Genomic DNA, 20,938 nt, shown 5'->3' on the forward strand with positions numbered 1-20,938 from the left:
AAACCGGCGCCCTTTTCAATTTCACGTTTCTGCGCCTACAGCGCCGCGCATCAAGTATGACGCGCAAATGGCACTGTAACACCTTAAACTTGCTGCATAATTTTATCCCCCAATCGCATCCGATTTGAGGAATTATGCAGTGTCCTTAGCCGGCCAATGCAACGGCAACGGCCTCGATCGCGTCGGCTGCCTTCTCGCCGTCAGGGCCGCCGGCCTGCGCCATATCAGGGCGGCCGCCGCCGCCCTTGCCGCCAAGGGCGGCCGAGGCGATACGCACGAGATCGACTGCGCTGACCTTGGAAGTCAGATCGTCGGTGACAGCCACGACTGCGCTTGCCTTGCCATCGCCGGAAACGCCGACGAAGGCGACGACGCCGGAGCCGAGGCTCTTCTTGCCGTCATCGGCCAGGCTCTTCAGATCCTTTGGTTCGACACCGGAAACGACCTTGCCGAGGAAACGCATGCCGGCGATGTCGCGCGCGGCATCGGTCGATCCGGCCTGACCGCCGCCACCGAGCGCCAGCTTCTTCTTGGCTTCCGTCAGTTCGCGCTCCAGCTTGCGGCGCTCGTCGAGCAGTGCCTCGACGCGGCCGAGCACGTCGCCCGGCTGAACCTTGAGCGTGTTGGCAAGCGTCTTCACCCGCTCGTCCTGCTCGTTGAGATAGGCACGGGCTGCCTCGCCCGTCAGCGCCTCGACGCGGCGCACGCCGGCGCCAACGGCACTTTCGGAAACGACGCGCACCAGACCGATGTCGCCGGTTGCCGAAACGTGGGTGCCGCCGCAGAGTTCGACCGAATAGGCACGGTTGGCCTTGGAGCCGTGAATGCCCTGCCCCATGGACACGACCCGCACTTCGTCACCGTATTTCTCGCCAAAGAGCGCCATGGCGCCTTCGGCAATCGCATCGTCGACGCTCATCAGGCGCGTGGTGACCGGCGTATTCTGAACGATGATCTCGTTTGCCATCTCCTCGACGATCTTCAGCTCCTCGGCCGTCATCGGCTTCGGATGCGATACGTCGAAGCGCAGGCGCTCGGGCGCAACCAGCGAGCCCTTCTGCGCCACATGGGTGCCGAGCACCTCGCGAAGCGCCTCATGCAGCAGATGGGTGGCCGAATGGTTGGCGCGAAGGCGCGAACGGCGGGCATGATCGACTTCGAGCTGGGCCGCGTCGCCGGTCTTGATCGTGCCTTCGGCAACGACGCCGAAATGAACGAACAGGCCCTCGCCGCGCTTCTGCGTGTCGGTCACAACAAGCTTGCCGCCGTCGGTGGTGATCGTCCCCGTATCGCCCATCTGTCCACCCGATTCGCCGTAGAACGGCGTCTGGTTGAGGACGATCTGGACGGCTTCACCCTTGGTGGCCGACTGAGCGACAGCGCCATCGCGCAAGATCGCCTGGACGACGCCTTCGGCAACTTCCGTATCGTAACCGAGGAACTCGGTCGCGCCGTGCTTTTCGCGCAGCTCGAACCAGATGGTTTCGGTTGCCGCTTCGCCGGAGCCTGCCCAATTGGCGCGGGCTTCGGCCTTCTGCCGCTCCATGGCGGTCGTAAAGGCGTCGGTGTCGACGCTGATGCCCTTGGCGCGCAGCGCATCCTGGGTCAGGTCGAGGGGGAAGCCGTAGGTATCGTAGAGCTTGAAGGCGGTTTCGCCATTGAACTGATCGCCTTCGGAAAGGTCGGCCGAGGCTTCGGACAGGAGGTTCAAGCCACGCTCCAGCGTCTTGCGGAAGCGGGTTTCCTCGAGCTTCAGCGTCTCCGAGATCAGCGCCTCGGCGCGCATCAGTTCCGGATAGGCGCGGCCCATCTGGCCGACGAGCGCCGGCAGCAGCTTCCACATCAAGGGATCGCGGGCACCGAGCAGCTGCGCGTGGCGCATGGCGCGGCGCATGATACGGCGCAGCACATAACCACGGCCCTCGTTCGACGGCAGCACGCCATCGGCGATCAGGAAGGCGGACGAACGCAGGTGGTCGGCAATGACGCGATGGCTGGCGCGCTGGTCGCCTTCGGCCTTGACGCCGGTTGCTTCTTCAGACGCGGCAATCAATGCGCGGAAGAGATCGATTTCGTAGTTGTCGTGCTGGCCCTGCAGCACGGCTGCCAGGCGCTCGAGGCCCATGCCGGTGTCGATCGACGGACGCGGCAGGTTGACGCGCTCTTCCTTGGTGATCTGCTCGTACTGCATGAAGACGAGGTTCCAGATCTCGATGAAGCGGTCGCCGTCCTCATCGGCAGAACCAGGAGGCCCGCCCCAGATCTTGTCGCCGTGGTCGTAAAAGATTTCCGAGCAAGGACCGCAAGGGCCGGTATCGCCCATGGCCCAGAAATTGTCGCTGGTCGGGATGCGGATGATGCGGTCGTCGGAAAGGCCGGCGATCTTTTTCCAAAGGCCAAAGGCTTCGTCGTCGGTGTGATAGACCGTGACCAGCAGGCGCTTGGCGTCGAGGCCATATTCCCTGGTGATCAGGTTCCAGGCAAGCTCGATAGCGTTTTCCTTGAAGTAATCGCCAAAGGAGAAATTGCCGAGCATCTCGAAGAAGGTGTGGTGGCGCGCGGTGTAGCCGACATTGTCGAGGTCGTTGTGCTTGCCGCCGGCGCGCACGCATTTCTGCGCCGTCACGGCCGTCGAATAGGGACGCTGCTCAAGCCCGGTGAAGACGTTCTTGAACTGGACCATGCCGGCATTGGTGAACATCAGCGTCGGGTCGTTGCGCGGTACCAACGGGCTCGACGACACCACCTCATGACCATTCCTGCGGAAATAGTCGAGAAACGTCGACCGGATTTCATTCACGCCGCTCATCTTGCGTCCTATCTGTGCACCAATTCAGGCCCAGGCCCCGGCATCTGCCGCGCCACTCGCCGTTATCCTTCGACCCCGCGGCCATCGCTGACGGCTGCGCCCTCCAACGCCCTCGGTCGCCGGAACCACAGGCTTTTATCGTTCGCGTATCATGCTGTCCAGACGGCAGCAAAAAACCGGCCGCCGATGAAGGCGACCGGTTTTGAAAGCTTGAAGCTCGGCTCGCTGCTTATGCTTCGGCAGCGTCGTCGCCGTCGTCGGGTTCCGGACCACCATTCTCGAGGAACCGGTCGGCGATCAGGCCGGCGTTCTGACGCAGAGCCGTCTCGATCTCGCGCGACAGGTCCGGATTGTCCCTGAGGAACGACTTGGCGTTCTCGCGACCCTGGCCGAGGCGCTGGCTGTTATAGGAGAACCAGGCACCGGACTTCTCGACGATACCAGCCTTGACGCCGAGATCGACGAGTTCGCCGGTCTTCGAGACGCCTTCGCCATACATGATGTCGAATTCGACCTGCTTGAAGGGAGGCGCCATCTTGTTCTTGACGACCTTGACGCGCGTCTGGTTGCCGACGACTTCTTCGCGCTCCTTGACGGAACCGATACGGCGGATGTCGAGGCGAACGGAGGCGTAGAACTTCAGCGCATTGCCGCCCGTCGTCGTTTCCGGCGAACCGAACATGACGCCGATCTTCATGCGGATCTGGTTGATGAAGACCACCATGCAGTTCGACTTCGAGATCGAGGCGGTCAACTTGCGCAGCGCCTGGCTCATCAGACGGGCCTGCATGCCCGGCAGGCTGTCGCCCATTTCGCCTTCGATTTCGGCGCGCGGCACGAGCGCTGCGACGGAGTCGATGACGAGAACGTCGATCGCCCCGGAGCGTACCAGCGTATCGGTGATTTCGAGCGCCTGTTCGCCGGTATCGGGCTGCGAGATCAGCAGGTTTTCGAGATCGACGCCCAGCTTGCGCGCATAAACCGGGTCGAGTGCGTGTTCGGCGTCGACGAAGGCGCAGATGCCGCCCTTCTTCTGTGCTTCTGCGATGGTCTGCAGCGCCAGCGTCGTCTTGCCCGAGCTTTCCGGACCATAGATTTCGACGATGCGGCCCTTCGGCAAGCCACCAATGCCGAGTGCGATGTCCAGGCTGAGAGAGCCGGTCGAAACCGTCTCGATCTCGATGATGCTGTCCTTCCCACCGAGCTTCATGATCGATCCCTTGCCGAACGACCGTTCGATCTGGGAAAGTGCCGCTTCAAGTGCCTTGCTTTTATCCACCGATTTGTCCTCTACGAGCCGCAAAGAGTTTTGTGCCATTTGGTCCACCTTTAGGTTATTGAAGCTACCGAGGCAATGAAGCCGCCGCACGAGTTTTTGTACATGTTTTGTTCCGTTTTTGCAAGAGCAGGACAAGACATTGAAAAATAGGAATTATTCGGATTGTGTTCGATTCATGTTCACGCTTTGCTGCGTAATTTTTTTGGCAGCGCCAGGCGCACCCTGAGACGATGAACCCTCCCGATCCGATTCGGCCGATAGACAGCAGAGGAACATTCATGAAGGAAGGCGAAATCGCCGTCTTCGGCGGCGCTCATATCGATCGGCGCGGCCGCATCTCGGGCACGACCGCACCCGGTTCGAGCAACCCCGGCACCTGGTTCGAAGAGGCAGGTGGCGGCGGCTTCAACGCTGCGCGCAACCTGGCACGACTGGGTCATAGCGTCCGGATGATCAGCACGCGCGGTGGTGACGCTGCTGGCGACATCGTGACGGCGGCCGCAGCGGCTGCCGGCGTCATCGACAATCCCCTCACCTTTCTCGACCGCCAGACGCCGAGCTACACTGCGATCATTGAAAATGACGGCAACCTGGTGATCGCCCTTGCCGACATGGATCTCTACCGGATGTTCTCGCCGCGCCAGTTGCAGCGGCGCGCATTGCGCGATGCCATCGCCGACAGCCGGCTGGTGCTGACCGATGCGAACCTGCCCGAAGAAACCATCGCCGCCCTCGTAGCGGCGGCGTCGACGGATGGGCGCATTGTCGCCGGTATCGCCGTATCGCCGGCAAAGGTGATCCGATTCCAGCCGAGCCTGGTCAGGCTCAGCTTCCTGTTCATGAACGAGGCCGAGGCGCGGGCGCTCACCGGCAAGGATGCGGCGGATGCTGAGGGTTGGCCGCCGCTTTTGCGCGCCGCCGGGCTCAATGGCGGCGTCGTTACCCGAGGCGGCAGAGCGGTCGTCGCCTTCGATCGCGAAACCGTCTGCGTCGCGACGCCGCCGGCCCTGCCGGAGCTCGCCGATGTTACCGGCGCCGGCGATGCCCTGGCATCAGGCTTCCTCACCGCCCGTCTTGCCGGCCATGATCTGTCGGAATGCCTGCGGCGCGGCATTGCCGCCGCCGGCATTACGCTTCGCTCTCCCTTGGCCGCCTCGGAACAAATGTCGCAGGCCAACCTCGAACAGGCACTGGCCCTTGTGCCGGCACCTCAAATGCTGGCATGAACGCCGCCAGCCGAACTCCCAAGGAAAAACCATGACCAAACCCGCTTCCCCCTTCCTGCCGATGGAATATTCCGACGAGGTTGCAGCCGCCAAGGCACGCGGCGCGCCGATCGTGGCACTGGAATCGACGATCATCACCCATGGCATGCCCTATCCGGGCAACCTCAACATGGCCCGCAGCGTCGAAGCGATCATCCGCGACCAGGGTGCCGTTCCGGCGACGATCGCCGTCATTCACGGCGTTCTGCATATCGGCCTTGACGATGCGAAGCTGGAAGAGCTGGCCAAGACCGAAGGCGCGATGAAGGTATCGCGCGCCGATCTCGCCTTTGCCATCGCCGAGCGCCGCACCGGCGCGACGACCGTTGCCGCCACCATGATCGCCGCTGCCCGCGCCGGCATCCGCGTCTTTGCGACCGGCGGCATCGGCGGCGTGCACCGCGGCGCCGAGCTGAGCTTCGACATCTCCGCCGACCTCGACGAACTGGCACGCACGGCCGTCATCGTCGTTTGCGCCGGCGCGAAAGCCATCCTCGACATTCCGAAGACGCTCGAGGTCCTCGAAACCCGCGGCGTGCCTGTTGTGACCTATGACAGCGACGTGTTCCCGGCCTTCTGGTCGCGCGATTCGGGCCTCAAGAGCCCGCTGATGCTCAACAGCCCAGCGGCAATCGCCAACTTCCAGAACATGCGCGAACTGCTCGGCGTCGATGGCGGCATGCTGATCGCGAACCCGGTTCCGGCCGAAAGCGAGATCGCGCGCGAGGAGATGGAAATCTACATCGGCCGCGCGCTCGACAACGCCGAACGCGATGAGATTTCCGGCAAGGAGGTCACCCCGTACCTGCTCGACAACCTCTTCCACATGACCGAGGGCCGCAGCCTCGAAACCAACATAGCGCTGGTCGAGAACAATGCCCGCCTCGCCGGCGAAATCGCTGTGGCGCTGACCGCGAAGTAGTCGACTGACATTAAGATCATAAGAGAAAAGCCCGGCGCGAAAGCGTCGGGCTTTTTGTTGGACTGCAATTCTTGGCGAGCGCCGAAATGCGCGCCGCGATTTCTCAGATTCGCTCAATGCACTGCGCAGTTTCGCGCACGCCTCAGGAGTCCAGCATCTCGCGCACGGCCACGGCCAGTTGCTTCAGCGAGAACGGTTTCGGAAGGAAGCCGAATTTGGCGTCGGCAGGAAGATTGCGGGCGAAGGCATCTTCCGCGTAACCCGAGACGAAGATGAACTTCAGGTCCGGGTACTTCTTGCGCAGCTCCGTCAAGAGTGTCGGCCCGTCCATTTCCGGCATCACCACGTCCGAAACGACGATATCGACGGCGCCATCGAGCTCCTCCATGATCTCGAGTGCTTCGACGCCAGAGCCTGCCTCGTGCACGGTATAGCCGCGGGTCTCGAGCATGCGCTTGCCGCCGCGGCGGACCGCTTCTTCGTCCTCTACCAGGAGGACGACGGCTGAATCACCGGTGAGATCGGTCGGTTCCTCGGTCTTGGCGACTGGCTTGGCGACAGCTTCAGCCGGCGGCAGCGTCACCGCCCCATTGGATGCGCCCTGCGTCGGTTCACCCGCGGCTTCCGGAATGTCGATATGGCGCGGCAGCAGGATGCGGAAGGTGGTTCCCTTGCCGACTTCGGATTCCGGATAGATGTAGCCGCCGGATTGCTTGACGATGCCGTAGACCATCGAAAGACCAAGGCCCGTGCCCTTGCCGACTTCCTTGGTGGTGAAGAAGGGCTCGAAGATCTTGTCGAGAATTTCTGGCGGAATACCGGTTCCCTGGTCGGAAACCTCCACCATGACGAAATCTTCCTCCGGCAGTTCGCGCCGGCCAATGGCCGCGATTTCCGTTGCCGGCAGATTGCGCGTGCGAAGCGTGATGATGCCGCCTGACGGCATGGCATCGCGCGCATTGACGGCAAGGTTGAGCAGCACCTGCTCGAACTGGCCGAGATCCGTGCGCACCGGCCAGAGATCGCGCCCGTAGTCGACTTCGACCTTGACGTTGGTCCCGGTCATGCGATCGACGAGCATGCGCAGGTCGCCGATCACGTCGGTCATGCTCAGCACTGTCGGCCGCATGGTCTGCTTGCGCGAGAAGGCGAGCAACTGCCTGACGAGCACCGCCGCACGATTGGCGTTGCGCTTGATCTCCATCAGATCGGCAAAGCTCGCATCGGCCGGTCGCGCCGACAAAAGCAGGTGGTCGGAGGACAGCAGGATCGCCGTCAGCACGTTGTTGAAATCGTGCGCGATGCCGCCCGCAAGCGTGCCGACCGCATTCATCTTCTGCGTCTGCGCCATCTGGTTTTCGAGCGCCTTCTGCTCGGTAATCTCCAGCGCGTAGATGATCGCTGCCTCTTCCGGAGCCTGATCGCTCTGGTCGATGACGGCATTGATATAGAAGCGGAAATGCCGCTCGCCATCGGCCGGGTGCAAGGCGTCGATCGGCGCGATATCGCCCTGGCGATCCTTGGCGGCGGCAAGCGCCTCATGCAGACGGCCCTTTTCCGTCGGATGCACCACCGTTTCGATCAGCGCGCCACGCTCGACATCGTCCTGGGAGACAAGGCCGGAAAACAGCTTGAGGAACGGCGCATTGGTGCGAAGGATGCGACCGTTGCCGTCGACCGAGGCGATGGCCATCGGCGTATTGTTGAAGAAGCGGGTGAAGCGCATCGCAGCGCTCGACGCCGACTGATCCTCGTCCTCGCCGCCGTCGCGCGACATGACGATGGTCCGGCTTTCGCCGGGCGCGCCATCGCGTGCCGACGACACGCGGTGCACCATGCGCACCGGCAGGCTCTGGCCGTTGGACTTGCGCAGATCGAGATCCAGCACCTTGGTCTTCTTCAGGCCTGGCTCCGCCTGCACCGATTGCACCAGCGTCAACCCCTCGCCGGCGACAAGATCGCCGATGCTCATGGAGCCCGGCTGGAATTTTGTCAGGTCGATGCCCAGCCAATCCGCAAGGGTAGCGTTGATGTAGAAGATCTCGCCCTTGCGCCCGGCGGAGAAGAAGCCGGCCGGAGCATGGTCGAGATAATCGATGGCGTTCTGCAGTTCCTTGAAGAACCGCTCCTGGTCGTCACGTTCGGCGGTGATGTCGGCAATCTGCCAGAGATAGAGCGGGTTGCGGTCACTATCTTCGAGCGGCAACACCCGGGCCTTCAAGCGAAACCAGTGGGCACCAGAGCCGCTGGACGCAGCACCGGTCGCCAGCGGCTTCAACAGCCGAAACTCCTCGTGCCCCTGCTTGCCTTCGTGCAGACCGTTGGTGAGGCGGTAGATCGCTTCGGTCGCCTCGCGGTTTCGCGACAGGATCGTTTCGAGCGACTGGATGCCGGCAGAATTCTTCGCGCCGGTCAGCGCGCCGTAGGCGGCGTTGGCGTAAATGATGCGGCCCTTGCGGTCGGTGACGATCGTGCCGTCTTCATGGGCGTCGAGAAAGGCGCGCGCCAGTTCGTCCGGCCGCGATTGCGGCATCACCTCGATGAAGCCGATGACCGACGAGACGAGGAAGAAGATGCCGACCATGGCAAGAACGCCAAGGATGCCGAGCACGATCTCGTTGTCCAACTCGTTCTTGAAGATCACGAAGGCGATCGCAGAGACGGTCAGAACGATCGCAAGCAGGACGATCCGCATGACGGTTCCCGGCCTGACGCCACGGTCAACAACCGGCATCTGGTAGTCACCTGACTGCCGCATTTTCGTCATCGGGTCCTCATCTGCCGCCAATACCGCCCGGCACATAGCCGATACGGTCCGGCGCTCCGGCCGGCATCCGCGCAATCCGCCAGGTGAAATCGGCCAATCCCGACACGCCCTCGATCATTCGGATAGGAATCATCTTTAACGATCAGAGATAACAGCAAAAAGCACCTGTGCGGAAGCGCAGCGGTCAATTCACAGGGAATGTCGGCGAAGTGCTTGTCCAAGCCCGAAAAAAGCCGTCAAATACTGCCACTCGAAAGGCTTTAAGGAGTTCAGCCTATGATGGAAACGATCGTCGGAGACAACGGTAGCCGATTCATTATCGCCGCCGGCGCCGTTGCGATCGGGCTTCTGTGCCTCGTGGCCGTGCTCTGGATCATGCGCAACAGGCCGTCGTCGCCCTTCATTCGCGGCGGCAAGAACAGGCAGCCTCGCCTCGCTGTGCTCGATGCGGCCGCTGTCGACACACGCCGTCGCCTGGTGCTCGTGCGTCGCGACGACGTCGAACACCTGATCATGATCGGCGGACCTACGGATATCGTCATCGAAAGCCGGATTGCACCGATCGATGAGAGCGCCTCAGCGAACGACGGTCCGGCAGTCATCGAGCGCAAGCCGATCGAGCAGCCGGTTGCCAGCGGCAATGGAACAGAGACAAGGGCAGCAGCGCCGGTGCAGTTGCGCCCTGTCGTACAGCCGGAGATGGCCGTCGCCGCGCCAGTGCGTCCGGCGGCGATACCGCAGGAGCAGCCGGTTGCGCGTGTCGAGCCGGCCCCGGCGGTTCGCCCGATTGTCGAACAGCGCCCGGCTCCTGTGATGGCCCCCGTGATGGCCATTGAGCCGCGTCCGGTCGAAAGGGTTGCGCCACAGGCGCCCGAGATCGTTGCACCTGTCAATACGGCCGAGAAGGTCGAGGGCATCTTCGATGCCGCCCGCAGCCGCGTGCTGCCGACCCAGCCGCCAGTGCAGGAACAGCGTCCTGCAGCCGTTGCCCAATCGCAGCCCGTTGCCCAAAGCGCGCTTTCGGACTTCGAACGTATCCTCGACGCCGAAATCAGCGGTGACCTGCAGCGGCTGACGCCGGCTGCGGCGGCCGCACGTCCGGAAAATCGCGCGCCTGTGGCCGCTGCCGCCCGCCATGAGCCGATGCTCGGCGCACCGATCGACGATGTCCGCAAGGAGCCGACGATCGAGGAAGAGATGAACCGCATGCTCGCCGACATCTCCGCCGGCCGTAAGCCTTGACACATTCGGCGTCATTTCACCACGGAACAAACATTCAGCAAAAAGAAAAAGGCGCGGTCAACCCGCGCCTTTTTCTCAAGACTGATCCGGAAATCGGACCCTTATTCGTCCCTATAGACCTTTTCCCGACGCTCGTGGCGCTCCTGCGCCTCGATCGAGAGCGTTGCGATCGGTCGGGCGTCCAGACGCTTCAAGCCGATCGGCTCTCCCGTTTCCTCGCAATAGCCGTAGGTCCCTTCATCGAGCCGCTGTAGCGCCGCATCGATTTTCGAGATCAACTTCCGCTGACGGTCGCGGGCTCTCAGTTCAATCGCCCGGTCTGTTTCGGAAGAGGCCCTGTCGGCGAGATCGGGATGATTGGCGCTCTCCTCGGCCAAGTGATCCAGTGTCTCGCGTGCCTCGCGAAGGATGTCGTTTCTCCAAGCATTCAGCTTGGCCCGGAAATAGGCCCGGTGGGTGGCATTCATGAATTCCTCGTCCTCCGAGAGGACAAAGGTACTAAGATCGATCTTCTCACTCAACGCGATTCTCCTGAAGAACATCTCATTGCGGCGGTGTATAGCCCCATGGAAGCCGCGATTCAAGCCTCGGATTAGACACTCAACCGTATTTTAACAATGCTTGCAATTCAGGCTAACTGGCGAATATTTCATCAAAATTACAGATGAGATCTTAGTCGTAGAGATGATCACCTACCCGGCGCCAAGAAGACCGGTCGTAACTTGGATGTTCTGCCGCCAGCGCGACGCCGCCCTTTTGCCGGGATTGGTGCGCCCGGCGGCAACCGGGCAATCCCCTGAAAAAAGCGGTTCACAGCTTGATCTTTGCATCATCGACGGGAAAAGGTGGTGATCCGCCGCGAGACGCGCAAGACCCCGATCCGGCGATACTTTATCCCGTCGCGACCCGCGGCCGGCAGCTACCGGAATTCAATATATGCAAGACAGTGCCGCCAGGCCCTTCCGTCTCTTCCTTCTGCGTCATGCCCGCTCCGGTTGGGCCTTGCCCGGTCAACGTGATTTCGATCGCGCGCTCGACGACGTAGGATATGCCGAGGCGGAACTGATCGCGCAGATGGCTGCCGATCGCGGCATCCGGCCGGAGCTGATCTTGTGCTCGACGGCGGTCCGCTGTCGCCAGACCGCGGAACCCTTCTTCCGATCCGTCAGCGAAGACATCCAGATCCGCTATGTCGATGCGCTCTATACCGGCCCGGCAAGCGTCTATACCGATATCATCGATGCAAACAGGCATCTGAATTCGTTGATGATCGTCGGACACAATCCGATGATTGACGAACTCTTCCGCCGCTTTGCCGGGAACGAGGCGGCGACCGACGCCCTTCCGCATGGTTATCCGCCGGCAGCCCTTGCGATCCTTGACTTACAGGGAGGCCCAGGCGGCGCCGCAACGGCCACGCTGGTGTCGCTGATCCTGCCAACCAGGGAACCGAAATGACATGCCATTGTTGCGGTGCGGGAAATATTTCCTATATCGCCAAGGCAAACAGGACCTGCCGCACGTCTGGCAGACATTCGCATGAACGAAAGCGGCAAGGTCCGCGAGGGATAGCACGACTTGGCGCCAAATCTGACCAGCTTCAAAGACGACGCCCTGATTGCATTCGACAATCTCACCGATCGTGCATCGGGCCTCGTCAATCCCTCTATCCGGCTGGGCGTCACCGGGCTTTCGAGAGCCGGAAAGACCGTCTTCATCTCGTCGCTGGTCCACAATCTCCTCAACGGCGGACGGCTGCCGGTGTTCGAGCCGGTGCGCTCCGGCCGCGTCTCGAAGATAAGGCTTGAACCCCAGCCGGACGACGCCGTGCCGCGCTTTCAGTACGAGGATCACATTGCCGCCCTGGTGCGCGATCGTATCTGGCCGGATTCGACCCGCGCGATCTCGCAGCTTCGCATTACCCTCGATTTCGAGAGCGCCAGCGGCTGGAACAGGCTGTTCTCGGCCGGCCGGCTGTCGCTCGATATCGTCGATTATCCCGGTGAATGGTTACTTGATCTGCCGCTACTCGCACAGGATTTCAAGCAGTTCAGCGACAATTCGGTTGCCCGCGCCCGTGCTCCGGGCCGCGCCAACCGGTCGGCGGATTGGCTGACGCTTGCCTCATCTGCGGGACCAACGGCGATCGCCGATGAAAGCAGCGCGCGCCGGCTCGCCGAAAGCTTCACCGCCTACCTCAAAGCCTGCAAGGCGGACGCGAGCTCGCCCTCGACCCTGCCGCCCGGTCGCTTCCTGATGCCGGGCGATCTCGAGGGCTCACCTGCCCTGACCTTCTCGCCACTGCCCGACCTGCCCGAGGGCCGTGCGCCGAAAGGTTCGCTCTGGGCGATGATGGAGCGCCGCTACGAAGCCTACAAGAAGCACGTCGTCGGCCCGTTCTTCCGCGAGCATTTTGCTCGGCTCGACCGTCAGATCGTGTTGGTGGATGCGCTACAGGCGATCAATGGCGGGCCGGAAGCGCTGCTCGATCTGGAGCAGGCGCTGGCCGACGTGCTCGCCTGCTTCCGTCCCGGCACGAACAGCTGGCTCTCGTCTTTCCTGACCCGACGGATCGACAAGGTGCTGATCGCCGCGACGAAGGCGGACCATCTGCACCACGAAAGCCACGATCGGTTGGAGCGCATCACGGCGCGTCTCGTCAGCCGGGCAGCCGCCCGCATCGGCATGAGCGGTGCGGGGCTCGAGGTCATGGCGATCGCCTCGGTCCGGGCGACACGCGAGGCCACGGTCGACCATGGAGGGCATACGCTTCCGGTTATCGTCGGAACACCGATCGCTGGCGAGAAGATCAACGGCGAGACCTTCGACGGTGAAGGGAAAACAGCGATATTTCCCGGTGACTTGCCGGATGATCCTGAAGTTTTTTTTAGGGCGCTTGATGCCGATGCGTCGGCGAAAAAATTCGGCGACGTGCACCCGATGCCCGAGCTCAGTTTCGTGCGCTTCCGGCCGCCGCATCTTGAAGAGACGGGCGGCGGATTGAAGCTGTCGGTGCCGCATATCCGGCTCGATCGGGCGATGCAGTTCCTGTTCGGAGACCGGTTGGCATGAGTGACGATTTCAACAGCCGTGGCCGAAAGCCCGGTGCTTTTTCGGTGAACCCGGATCCGGAGCAGAAGCCGGCGGAAAGCGACCGCCCCCGCCGCGCCCCGGCGAGCTTCGACGACAAGGTGGTGATGACCCCCGACACGGAGGATCCCTTCCGGGAAACGACGCTTGGCGTCGAAAGCCTCGCTTTGCCGGAGGCAAACCCGCGCAGGCGTCGCCTGTCCGTCGGCAAGATCGCCATGGGGGCATTCGGCATTCTCCTCTCGCTGGCGACGGGTCTTTGGGTCGACCGCCTCATCCGCGACCTGTTTTCCCGCGCCGACTGGCTCGGCTATGCCGCAATGGGTATCGTTGCCATCGGGCTCCTGGCACTGCTGGTAGTCATTGGCCGCGAGCTTTCAGGCATGATGCAACTGACTGCCGTCCAGAGCTTGAAGACGGAAACGGAGAATGCCGCCGCTTCCGGCAATACCAAGCTGGCACGGTCCGCTTCGGAAAAACTCGTCCATCTTCTCGCCACCAATCCGCGCACGGCACGCGGTCGTACGCGCCTTAAGGAAACCGAAGGCGAAATCATCGATGGCCCGCATCTGCTTGACCTGACGGAGCGCGAATTGTTGACGCCGCTCGATCGCGAGGCCCGGCGCATCATTCTCGCCGCTTCCAAGCGCGTGTCGATCGTCACCGCCGTCAGCCCCCGCGCGCTCGTCGATCTCGGCTATGTGCTTTATGAATCCGCTCGCATGATCCGCGCGATGGCCGAGCTTTATGGCGGCCGCCCCGGTACGCTCGGCATGATCAGGCTGATGCGCGACGTTATCGCCCATCTCGCTGTCACCGGCTCGATCGCCGCCGGTGACAGCCTCATCCAGCAGGTGCTTGGCCACGGCTTGGCGTCAAAACTCTCGGCCCGGCTCGGCGAAGGCGTAATCAATGGACTGATGACCGCCCGCATCGGCATCGCTGCCATGGACCTTTGCCGACCGATGCCTTTCAGAGCACTGAAACGTCCCGGGATCGGCGACTTTCTTTCGGACCTCGCGCCCGGTGCCGGTCGCGCGGCTAGTCAGAACGGCGACGTCTAGAAACGACTGCATGTTTCCTAAAACCTACCCGACTTAAGGATGAAAACATGCAGAAATTCAAAGTGCTTCAGCGACCTTTGCGCGTCTGAAAAGACGCGCGGCCTGTAGAACTAGATGCCCGCATACCACTCATAGCCCAAGTCTTCCCAGAAGCCGCCGCGTCCACGACCGAACGTCGAAAGATCCGCAACGACCTCGATGGCACTGATGTACTTCGCCATCTTGTAGCCGAGCTGCCGCTCGATGCGCACTCGAAGCGGCGCGCCATTGGCGACCGGAAGTGACCGTCCGTTCAATCCATAGGCAAGGATCGTCTGCGGATGGCGCGCATCGATGAGGTCGATCGATTCGTAGTAGGCCGTCGGTCCGGAAAGCCCGAGACCCATGCGATCGAAGCAATGGAAGACGACATAACGCGCTTCCGGTCTGATCTTGGCTTCATCAAGTACCTTGGCAAGCGGAACGCCCGACCATTTGGCGATGCAACTCCAGCCCTCGACACAGTCGTGGCGGGTGATCTGTGTCCGCGACGGCATGTTGCGCAATTCGGCCAATGTCAGGCTGAGCGGCTTTTCGACCAAACCGGTGACGCCGAGGCGGTATCCGGAAAAATCCTGCTGGAGGGCGATATACTCCGGGTCGGTCGGATCGGTCGAGCCGTTCGGCCGTTGTCCCTGGCGGATTTCGCTTTCGGCGAACTCAGGCGCCAGCCGGTCCGCGTCCATCAATAGCCGCTGTACCCGATAAGTCAGGCTGTTCGCCGATGCCAGGACATCACGGACCGGGCTTCTGTTTTGCAGGATTCCATCGAATGCATCACAACCTGCAAGAGGCAACGTCGAGGCGGCAATGCCGGCGGCGGTCAAAAAGCGCCTGCGATTGATCAGAAGCCGCGTCATTGCCCTGCCTCCTTGCGCTGCGCCTCGCTATCGATGCGGTAACGCCCTGTTATCATCGAGCGCAATTCGTTGATCGGCCCGGCGGCAAAAACCATGAAGATGTGTATGGCGAAGAAGCCCACGAGCAAAAGCATGACGACGAAGTGGATCGTGCGTGCCGTCTGTCGACCGGCAAAGACGTCGATCAACCATGGCCAGGCCGCGTCCATGCCCGGCGACATCGTCAGCCCCGTCAGGATCATCAACGGAAAAAAGACGAGCAAAACAGCGGCATAGGAGAGTTTCTGCAAGCCATTGTAGCTGCGGCCGTGATCGAATCGGAACCGCACGTGGTTGACGAAACTTCGTGGCAGGCCGCTGATATCGGAGGCCGATGGCAGGATGTCGCGCCACAGGTGCCCGTTGATCAGGCTCGCAACCAACCAGACAAGAAAGACGGTCGCAAAAAGCCACGCGAAGAAGAAATGTATCACCCGGCCCGTCGCCAGGTCTTGATAAGAAGGCACCGTTAGCCAGGCTGGAAATGCCCTGTAGTCACGCCGGTCTGCGGCGCCGCTGACCCCGAGAACACCCGTCGTGTCGACCCCCAGGCCGAGCAGCGTCGTCACGCCCCTGACCTCTCCATCTTGCGTCCGGGCGGCGCTGATGGACAGCACGCCGTTGTCGAAGGCAAAGCCCGATTGCTGCCCAAGATAAAGCGTCGGGTGGGCGTTGAAGATCTGCAGGCCACTCAGGAGCAGGAAGAACAATGCCAGTGCCCACAGCCAATGGGTCAGCCGCGTGGCAAGTCCGTGGCGGCGGATTATGAGTGCCTGCGAGATGTCCGTTTCCGGGGTGGTGCTGTTGATCGCCGCTGCCATCATGAAACCTCCGCGTTTCAAGTGGATACGTACGCCGTTGCGATAGAGTTTCATAAACACGTCTGCGCGCATCGTAGCACATGACGGTGAGGCCGCCGTGACTGCCTTGCAGCCATCCGATCTGCGGCGCACAGAGCGCATCACCGACACAAAGAAGCCTTGATATCAGCCCGAAAGAAACCGTCCATTAACCATTTGCGCGCAAATGTGGCTCCTAGTTTCGGACGTTGACCCATCAAGGATCGTTTATGTTCTCGCGCCCTTCTTTGATCGCTCGCGGCGCTGCCGCCTTCGCGCTCGCAGCAACCGTCGGCGTTGCTACGCCAGCCATTTCCGGTGGCAAGGACAAGGCTTTCTTCGAGAAAGTCTCCGGCCAGTGGAAGGGCCCCGGCGAGATCGTCGCCGGGAAATACAAGGGCACCAAGTTCACCTGCGATCTCGCCGGCGAACCGGTTGCCGGCAATGATGCCGGCATCAAGCTCGACGGCTTCTGCCGCGTCGGCGTGTTCAAGCAACCGATGTCGGCGCTGATCACCCAGAAGGGCGGCAGCTACACCGGAAAATTTCTCGACGGCGCTGATGGCAAGGGTCTCGACGTAGTCTCCGGCAACGTCGCCAAGGACAAGGTCGTCGTCGGCATCAACCGCAAGAAGCTGAACGGCGCGATGATCGCCCGGCTCCAGAACGACTCGACCATGAACATCACCATCTCGGTGAAGGTCGAGGATACAATGGTGCCGGTGATCGGCGTCAGTCTCAACCGCCAGCTCGACAACATCGCCGTCGGCTCGATCAAGTAGACGACAGTCCAGATTGCGGAGAAAAGCCCCGGCCAAACGCTGGGGCTTTTCTTTTTGTGCTACTCGAACTCAGGCCCCTGCCCGCCACCAGCCCCTGTCTTCGTCCACCACCTCGATGCCGGTGACGTCGGCATCCGCCAGCCAGTCTTCGACCCGCCGTCCGTTCACACGCATGCCGGAGGCAAAGTCCGCAAGCGGCATCAGGACGAAACCGCGCGCAGTCATGCGCGGATGTGGTAGCTCCAGCTTGGTCTCGGTCTGGGACAGGTCGCCGAAGGTGAGGACATCGATGTCGATCGTGCGCGGGCCCCAGCGTTCGTCGCGCACCCGCTTCATCTGCCGCTCGATATCAAGGCAGGCGTCCAGCAATGCCTCCGGGCCGAGCAACGTTTCGACTTCGGCGCAGGCGTTGAAGAACCAGTCCTGATCGGTCTTGCCCCAGGGTGGTGTCCGATACAGACGCGAAACGGCCCGAACCGCGCAATCCGGCCTGGCATCGAGCATCTGCAATGCATCTGCCATGGCCCTTCTCGGCTCGCCCAGGTTTCCGCCAAGTCCCAAAGTTGCGATATGCCCGCTCATCTCAGGCGACGTGCTCGACCGTGACTTCGACATAATCGAGAATTCCGGGAACCGGTGCATTCGGCTTGCGGACGGAGACCTTGGCACGCCGGACCTGCGGAAAACGCACGCACAGGGTCTTTGCGACCTCGAGCGCCAGCGCCTCGATCAGATAGCGCCGCCGACCGGTGACGATGCGCTCGATTTCGGTAAAGGCGATGCCGTAATGCACGGTGTCGTCGATCGAATCATCGACCAGCGCCGAGCCTTGCTCCACTTCAAGCTCCGCATCGACGAAAAACCGTTGCCCGAGGAATTCTTCCTCGTCGAGAACGCCATGGCGCGCAAAGAAGGCACAGTTTTTCAGGGTGATCGTATAGGTCGCGCTCATGGTTTTCCGTCCCGTCAGCTCTTCTTTGCACCCAGCATAGCATCCGCCACCATCAGCGCATCCCTGCTGTTTGCGACATCATGTACGCGGAAAATGGCCGCACCCGCCATGCGTAGCAGGGCCGTGGTCGCCGCGGTGGCGGCATCGCGGCCCGCCGGCTCTCGTTCGGTGACAGCACCAAGGAACCGCTTGCGTGACGTGCCGACCAGAAAAGGCAGCTCGAAACGGTGCAATTCGGTAAACCGCGCCATCAGTTCGAGGTTCTCTTCCGTGTCCTTGGCAAAGCCGAAGCCCGGATCAAGCACGATCCGTTCGCGTTCGATGCCGGCTTCTGCCGCGATCTGCAGCGAGCGGTCTAGGAAATGGAACTGGTCGTCCACCACATCGGCAAGCTTCTGGCGATCGCGGCCTGTGTGCATGATGCAGAGCCCGGCGCCCGTCTGCGCAGCAACCCGCGCGATATCCGGTTCGCGCTGAAGGCCGTGCACGTCGTTGATGATGTGGGCGCCAGCGTCGACGGCAAGCCGTGCGGTCTCTGCCCTATAGGTATCGACTGAAATGAGCGCATCGGTGTCGCGCGCCAATGCCGCGATGACCGGAAAGATCCGGTTCTGTTCCTCTTTGGCACTCACGGGCGCTGCGTCCGGTCTGGTCGATTCACCGCCAACATCGAGGATCAGGGCGCCGTCGTCGATGCAGCGCTTGCCCTGGACAACGGCTGCTGCCGTATCCGTGAAACGACCGCCATCGGAGAAAGAGTCGGGGGTAACATTGATGATCGCCATCAAAACGCCACGCGGCCCCAGTTCGAGACTACGGCCATGCGCCAGCTTCCAATGAAAATTTTGAAATGGATTGTAAGTCATTTCCCCTCACGATGCGCCGCAGACAACCATTTCGATTTGCTGTTGCACCCACGCTGGCTATGCCCCAAGCTTGATTGAAGTTCAACTAAAGAGAACTACGCATTGATGTCTCGAGTACGCGTTCCGTTCAAAGCCGCCCTTCTTGCCCTTCTGGTTGCCATGCCCTTGGGCTCTGCGTCCGGCGAAACGGTGATAAACAAGAGCTTTTCCTATTTCTCGATCGGCGGCCGCACGGCGGCGGACCTCGACAAAGCTCTGTCCAAAGCCGGGCCGATGATGAAATCGACGGGCGCGCGCCATCCGGGCGCGACGCGGATCAAGTTTGGCGGCACGATCACCTACGTCAATCGCGGCGGACGCTGCGCGGTCGGCGTCGCCCGCGTCACGCTCAGCACGCGCATCATCCTGCCGCGCTGGAAATATCGCAAGCAGGCCAGCCGCGACCTCGCTCTGGTCTGGGATACGTTGTCGAGCGATATCAAGCGGCACGAGGAACGCCACGCCGAGATCGCCCGCAACCACGCCCGCGAGATGGAGAAGATGTTTCTGGCCCTGAGGCCGCAGGCGGACTGCGAACAGATGCAAGAAAGCGTCACACGCGCCAGTACCGAAGCGATCGCCGCTCACGACAAGGACCAGGCCCGGTTCGACCGGACGGAGGCGGCCAATTTCGACAAGCGCATAATCCGATTGCTGCAATACCGGCTGGATGCGCTGAAGAAAACGCAGCGCTAGACAGGTCGCTGTTCAACGGTCACGACCGACATAAGCATAGCCGGAATATACTTTGAGGCGACCTGTTCAACGAGTGCGCACCCACAGTATTTTATTGGTGAAATCTAGCGATAGCTACAGCTGAGCGACTCGCTTATATTCAGAATATGGAACGTGGGGGCGAATTGAAATCCAACCCTCCGTTGTCGAAAGGAATTTGGCGGACCATCATGGTCTTGCACGACGTATAAATATTGCCGTTACTTGAGTTCAGCAGTGTCGTTTCGTTTCTTTAAGCGCAAAGCTCGACGACGCAGCAAATACAGGTTCTCCTGGCGTGTCTTCATGCAGCAGATGTTCCCTCCCTCATCTGCGTGCGATGCGCCCTCCTAGCCTCGCTCGTCACACGACCAGCGAGGCGCTTTTTTGGCAAACATGACATCAATAGATCGATAGACTGAAGATGGGCGCCAACGGCCAGCGATCAGGCCTGGCGTTCGGGCACGTGCACGACGAGCCCGTCCAGCGCATCGCTGACCTTGATCTGACAGGAAAGCCGCGAGGTCGGACGGACATCATAGGCGAAATCCAGCATGTCCTCTTCCATCGCTTCCGGAGCGCCGACGACAGCCGTCCAGGCATCGTCGACATAGACATGACAGGTGGCACAGGCACAGGCCCCGCCACACTCCGCTTCGACACCCGGAACCGAATTGCGAACGGCGTTCTCCATGACGGTCGAGCCGTTCTCGACATCGAGTTCGTGGCGCGTGCCATCAAAGGCAACGATCGTAAGTTTTGTCATGTCACTTTCCGGAATAAGCTGATGGGACTGGCCGATTGCGCAAAGCCGCGCGGGGCGGCGGGCGCGAATTCAGGGAAAGTTCTTCCAACAATTCGGCCATCCAGTCAACAACAGCCGGCAGTTGCATCGCGGACGCAGCGTTTCAGCGCGGGCCGCGATGCACCTTTGTGGCTCGCTGCAATCAGCGGCAGAGCTTCAGGATAAACAGTTCAGCCTCAAGCACGCTCTCTGCAAGAACGTCGGGCAAAGCCGCATCGGTCGGACGCTGTTCGATCGCGCCGGCCGCAGCAGCGACGTCGACGGCGCCGACAGCGAGTGCGGCCCCCTTCAACTGATGGGCCGCCTGGGCACGTCCATTCACGTCGCCATCGGTGATTTCCTTCATCACCTTGCGTGCCTGACGGGCGAACAATTGCAGCACTTCGATTTCGAGCGCCTTGTCTCCCATTGTCTGCGCGGCAAGGTGGGCAAAATCGATGGGCTTCTTGCCGGAAAGAGAAGAGCTACCCGGAGTGTCGGGAGCTTCGAAGGCAATTCTGAGGGCCGCCATGAGCCAATTTCCCTATTGTTTGTATGCTGTTGGTCTTTATCCGACGCCGTCCCG

19 protein-coding genes are annotated in these 20,938 nt (G+C 61.6%); 8 read left to right on the plus strand and 11 right to left on the minus strand.

Annotation, left to right across the window (positions count from 1 at the left end; translation table 11 throughout):
• Nucleotides 1-145: 145 nt before the first annotated feature.
• Nucleotides 146-2,809, minus strand: a complete 2,664-nt coding sequence (gene alaS / locus J3R84_RS07870; RefSeq protein ID WP_084814278.1) for an alanine--tRNA ligase — start codon at nucleotides 2,807-2,809, stop codon at nucleotides 146-148.
• A gap of 229 nt (nucleotides 2,810-3,038) precedes the next feature.
• Entirely contained in the window at nucleotides 3,039-4,127 is a 1,089-nt protein-coding gene (gene recA, locus J3R84_RS07875) for a recombinase RecA (protein ID WP_025427176.1), read from the minus strand.
• Nucleotides 4,128-4,366: 239 nt separating this feature from the next.
• Here recA and J3R84_RS07880 point away from each other — a divergent pair, with 239 nt between their 5' ends.
• On the plus strand, nucleotides 4,367-5,314 hold the full coding sequence (locus tag J3R84_RS07880; protein ID WP_057208681.1) for a carbohydrate kinase family protein: 948 nt from the start codon (nucleotides 4,367-4,369) through the stop codon (nucleotides 5,312-5,314).
• A gap of 31 nt (nucleotides 5,315-5,345) precedes the next feature.
• Nucleotides 5,346-6,275 (plus strand): pseudouridine-5'-phosphate glycosidase, encoded by a 930-nt coding sequence (locus tag J3R84_RS07885; RefSeq protein WP_025427178.1) that lies wholly within the window; start codon nucleotides 5,346-5,348, stop codon nucleotides 6,273-6,275.
• A gap of 142 nt (nucleotides 6,276-6,417) precedes the next feature.
• Here the strand turns inward: J3R84_RS07885 and cckA are convergent, their stop codons facing one another.
• A complete protein-coding gene (cckA, locus tag J3R84_RS07890; protein ID WP_025427179.1) occupies nucleotides 6,418-9,042 on the minus strand; it encodes a cell cycle histidine kinase CckA in 2,625 nt (874 codons plus the stop codon).
• Nucleotides 9,043-9,318: 276 nt separating this feature from the next.
• Between cckA and J3R84_RS07895 the strand changes: the two genes are divergently transcribed.
• Nucleotides 9,319-10,284, plus strand: a complete 966-nt coding sequence (locus tag J3R84_RS07895; protein WP_057208683.1) for a flagellar biosynthetic protein FliO — start codon at nucleotides 9,319-9,321, stop codon at nucleotides 10,282-10,284.
• Between the two features lie 101 nt (nucleotides 10,285-10,385).
• Here the strand turns inward: J3R84_RS07895 and dksA are convergent, their stop codons facing one another.
• Nucleotides 10,386-10,805, minus strand: a complete 420-nt coding sequence (dksA, locus tag J3R84_RS07900; RefSeq protein ID WP_025427181.1) for an RNA polymerase-binding protein DksA — start codon at nucleotides 10,803-10,805, stop codon at nucleotides 10,386-10,388.
• 415 nt (nucleotides 10,806-11,220) lie between these two features.
• Here dksA and J3R84_RS07905 point away from each other — a divergent pair, with 415 nt between their 5' ends.
• The 3 genes from J3R84_RS07905 (at nucleotide 11,221) to J3R84_RS07915 (ending at nucleotide 14,438) form a co-directional block, all read left to right on the plus strand.
• On the plus strand, nucleotides 11,221-11,742 hold the full coding sequence (locus tag J3R84_RS07905; RefSeq protein WP_057208685.1) for a SixA phosphatase family protein: 522 nt from the start codon (nucleotides 11,221-11,223) through the stop codon (nucleotides 11,740-11,742).
• Between the two features lie 120 nt (nucleotides 11,743-11,862).
• Nucleotides 11,863-13,356, plus strand: a complete 1,494-nt coding sequence (locus J3R84_RS07910) for a YcjX family GTP-binding protein (RefSeq protein WP_025427183.1) — start codon at nucleotides 11,863-11,865, stop codon at nucleotides 13,354-13,356.
• Complete coding sequence (locus tag J3R84_RS07915) at nucleotides 13,353-14,438, plus strand: YcjF family protein (protein ID WP_025427184.1); 1,086 nt, start codon at nucleotides 13,353-13,355, stop codon at nucleotides 14,436-14,438. Before J3R84_RS07910 ends, J3R84_RS07915 begins: the two co-directional genes overlap by 4 nt.
• A gap of 110 nt (nucleotides 14,439-14,548) precedes the next feature.
• Here the strand turns inward: J3R84_RS07915 and J3R84_RS07920 are convergent, their stop codons facing one another.
• A complete protein-coding gene (locus tag J3R84_RS07920) occupies nucleotides 14,549-15,337 on the minus strand; it encodes a molybdopterin-binding protein (RefSeq protein ID WP_025427185.1) in 789 nt (262 codons plus the stop codon).
• Nucleotides 15,334-16,200, minus strand: coding sequence for a cytochrome b/b6 domain-containing protein (locus J3R84_RS07925; RefSeq protein WP_057208752.1), 867 nt, complete (start codon nucleotides 16,198-16,200; stop codon nucleotides 15,334-15,336). The genes J3R84_RS07920 and J3R84_RS07925 overlap by 4 nt, the downstream gene beginning before the upstream one ends.
• A 245-nt stretch (nucleotides 16,201-16,445) precedes the next feature.
• Between J3R84_RS07925 and J3R84_RS07930 the strand changes: the two genes are divergently transcribed.
• Nucleotides 16,446-16,997, plus strand: a complete 552-nt coding sequence (locus J3R84_RS07930; protein WP_025427187.1) for a hypothetical protein — start codon at nucleotides 16,446-16,448, stop codon at nucleotides 16,995-16,997.
• Nucleotides 16,998-17,066: 69 nt separating this feature from the next.
• On the opposite strand, the gene folK is transcribed toward J3R84_RS07930, so the two are convergent.
• The 3 genes from folK to folP are packed head-to-tail and all read right to left on the minus strand — an operon-like array spanning nucleotide 17,067 to nucleotide 18,815.
• Nucleotides 17,067-17,612, minus strand: a complete 546-nt coding sequence (gene folK, locus J3R84_RS07935; RefSeq protein ID WP_371412279.1) for a 2-amino-4-hydroxy-6-hydroxymethyldihydropteridine diphosphokinase — start codon at nucleotides 17,610-17,612, stop codon at nucleotides 17,067-17,069.
• Nucleotides 17,581-17,949, minus strand: coding sequence for a dihydroneopterin aldolase (gene folB / locus J3R84_RS07940; protein WP_025427189.1), 369 nt, complete (start codon nucleotides 17,947-17,949; stop codon nucleotides 17,581-17,583). The genes folK and folB overlap by 32 nt, the downstream gene beginning before the upstream one ends.
• 14 nt (nucleotides 17,950-17,963) lie before the next feature.
• Complete coding sequence (gene folP / locus J3R84_RS07945) at nucleotides 17,964-18,815, minus strand: dihydropteroate synthase (RefSeq protein ID WP_203528602.1); 852 nt, start codon at nucleotides 18,813-18,815, stop codon at nucleotides 17,964-17,966.
• A gap of 105 nt (nucleotides 18,816-18,920) precedes the next feature.
• Between folP and J3R84_RS07950 the strand changes: the two genes are divergently transcribed.
• On the plus strand, nucleotides 18,921-19,550 hold the full coding sequence (locus tag J3R84_RS07950) for a DUF922 domain-containing Zn-dependent protease (protein WP_025427191.1): 630 nt from the start codon (nucleotides 18,921-18,923) through the stop codon (nucleotides 19,548-19,550).
• A 463-nt stretch (nucleotides 19,551-20,013) separates the two neighbouring features.
• On the opposite strand, the gene J3R84_RS07955 is transcribed toward J3R84_RS07950, so the two are convergent.
• Both J3R84_RS07955 and J3R84_RS07960 read right to left on the minus strand, forming a co-directional pair.
• Entirely contained in the window at nucleotides 20,014-20,334 is a 321-nt protein-coding gene (locus tag J3R84_RS07955; RefSeq protein ID WP_025427192.1) for a 2Fe-2S iron-sulfur cluster-binding protein, read from the minus strand.
• 181 nt (nucleotides 20,335-20,515) lie between these two features.
• Nucleotides 20,516-20,884: an Hpt domain-containing protein gene (locus tag J3R84_RS07960; RefSeq protein WP_025427193.1), complete on the minus strand. Its 369-nt coding sequence runs from the start codon at nucleotides 20,882-20,884 to the stop codon at nucleotides 20,516-20,518.
• Between the last annotated feature and the right edge of the window lie 54 nt (nucleotides 20,885-20,938).

The organism is Ensifer canadensis (assembly GCF_017488845.2).
GTDB lineage: Bacteria > Pseudomonadota > Alphaproteobacteria > Rhizobiales > Rhizobiaceae > Ensifer > Ensifer canadensis.

Excerpts from the sequence above, each read along its gene's own strand:
- alaS (WP_084814278.1), bottom strand. The coding sequence starts at position 2,809 with ATGAGCGGCGTGAATGAAATCCGGTCGACGTTTCTCGACTATTTCCGC.
- recA (WP_025427176.1), bottom strand. The coding sequence starts at position 4,127 with ATGGCACAAAACTCTTTGCGGCTCGTAGAGGACAAATCGGTGGATAAA.
- J3R84_RS07880 (WP_057208681.1), top strand. The coding sequence starts at position 4,367 with ATGAAGGAAGGCGAAATCGCCGTCTTCGGCGGCGCTCATATCGATCGG.
- J3R84_RS07885 (WP_025427178.1), top strand. The coding sequence starts at position 5,346 with ATGACCAAACCCGCTTCCCCCTTCCTGCCGATGGAATATTCCGACGAG.
- cckA (WP_025427179.1), bottom strand. The coding sequence starts at position 9,042 with ATGACGAAAATGCGGCAGTCAGGTGACTACCAGATGCCGGTTGTTGAC.
- J3R84_RS07895 (WP_057208683.1), top strand. The coding sequence starts at position 9,319 with ATGATGGAAACGATCGTCGGAGACAACGGTAGCCGATTCATTATCGCC.
- J3R84_RS07905 (WP_057208685.1), top strand. The coding sequence starts at position 11,221 with ATGCAAGACAGTGCCGCCAGGCCCTTCCGTCTCTTCCTTCTGCGTCAT.
- J3R84_RS07915 (WP_025427184.1), top strand. The coding sequence starts at position 13,353 with ATGAGTGACGATTTCAACAGCCGTGGCCGAAAGCCCGGTGCTTTTTCG.
- J3R84_RS07920 (WP_025427185.1), bottom strand. The coding sequence starts at position 15,337 with ATGACGCGGCTTCTGATCAATCGCAGGCGCTTTTTGACCGCCGCCGGC.
- J3R84_RS07925 (WP_057208752.1), bottom strand. The coding sequence starts at position 16,200 with ATGATGGCAGCGGCGATCAACAGCACCACCCCGGAAACGGACATCTCG.
- J3R84_RS07930 (WP_025427187.1), top strand. The coding sequence starts at position 16,446 with ATGTTCTCGCGCCCTTCTTTGATCGCTCGCGGCGCTGCCGCCTTCGCG.
- folK (WP_371412279.1), bottom strand. The coding sequence starts at position 17,612 with ATGTCGAAGTCACGGTCGAGCACGTCGCCTGAGATGAGCGGGCATATC.
- folB (WP_025427189.1), bottom strand. The coding sequence starts at position 17,949 with ATGAGCGCGACCTATACGATCACCCTGAAAAACTGTGCCTTCTTTGCG.
- folP (WP_203528602.1), bottom strand. The coding sequence starts at position 18,815 with ATGACTTACAATCCATTTCAAAATTTTCATTGGAAGCTGGCGCATGGC.
- J3R84_RS07950 (WP_025427191.1), top strand. The coding sequence starts at position 18,921 with ATGTCTCGAGTACGCGTTCCGTTCAAAGCCGCCCTTCTTGCCCTTCTG.
- J3R84_RS07955 (WP_025427192.1), bottom strand. The coding sequence starts at position 20,334 with ATGACAAAACTTACGATCGTTGCCTTTGATGGCACGCGCCACGAACTC.
- J3R84_RS07960 (WP_025427193.1), bottom strand. The coding sequence starts at position 20,884 with ATGGCGGCCCTCAGAATTGCCTTCGAAGCTCCCGACACTCCGGGTAGC.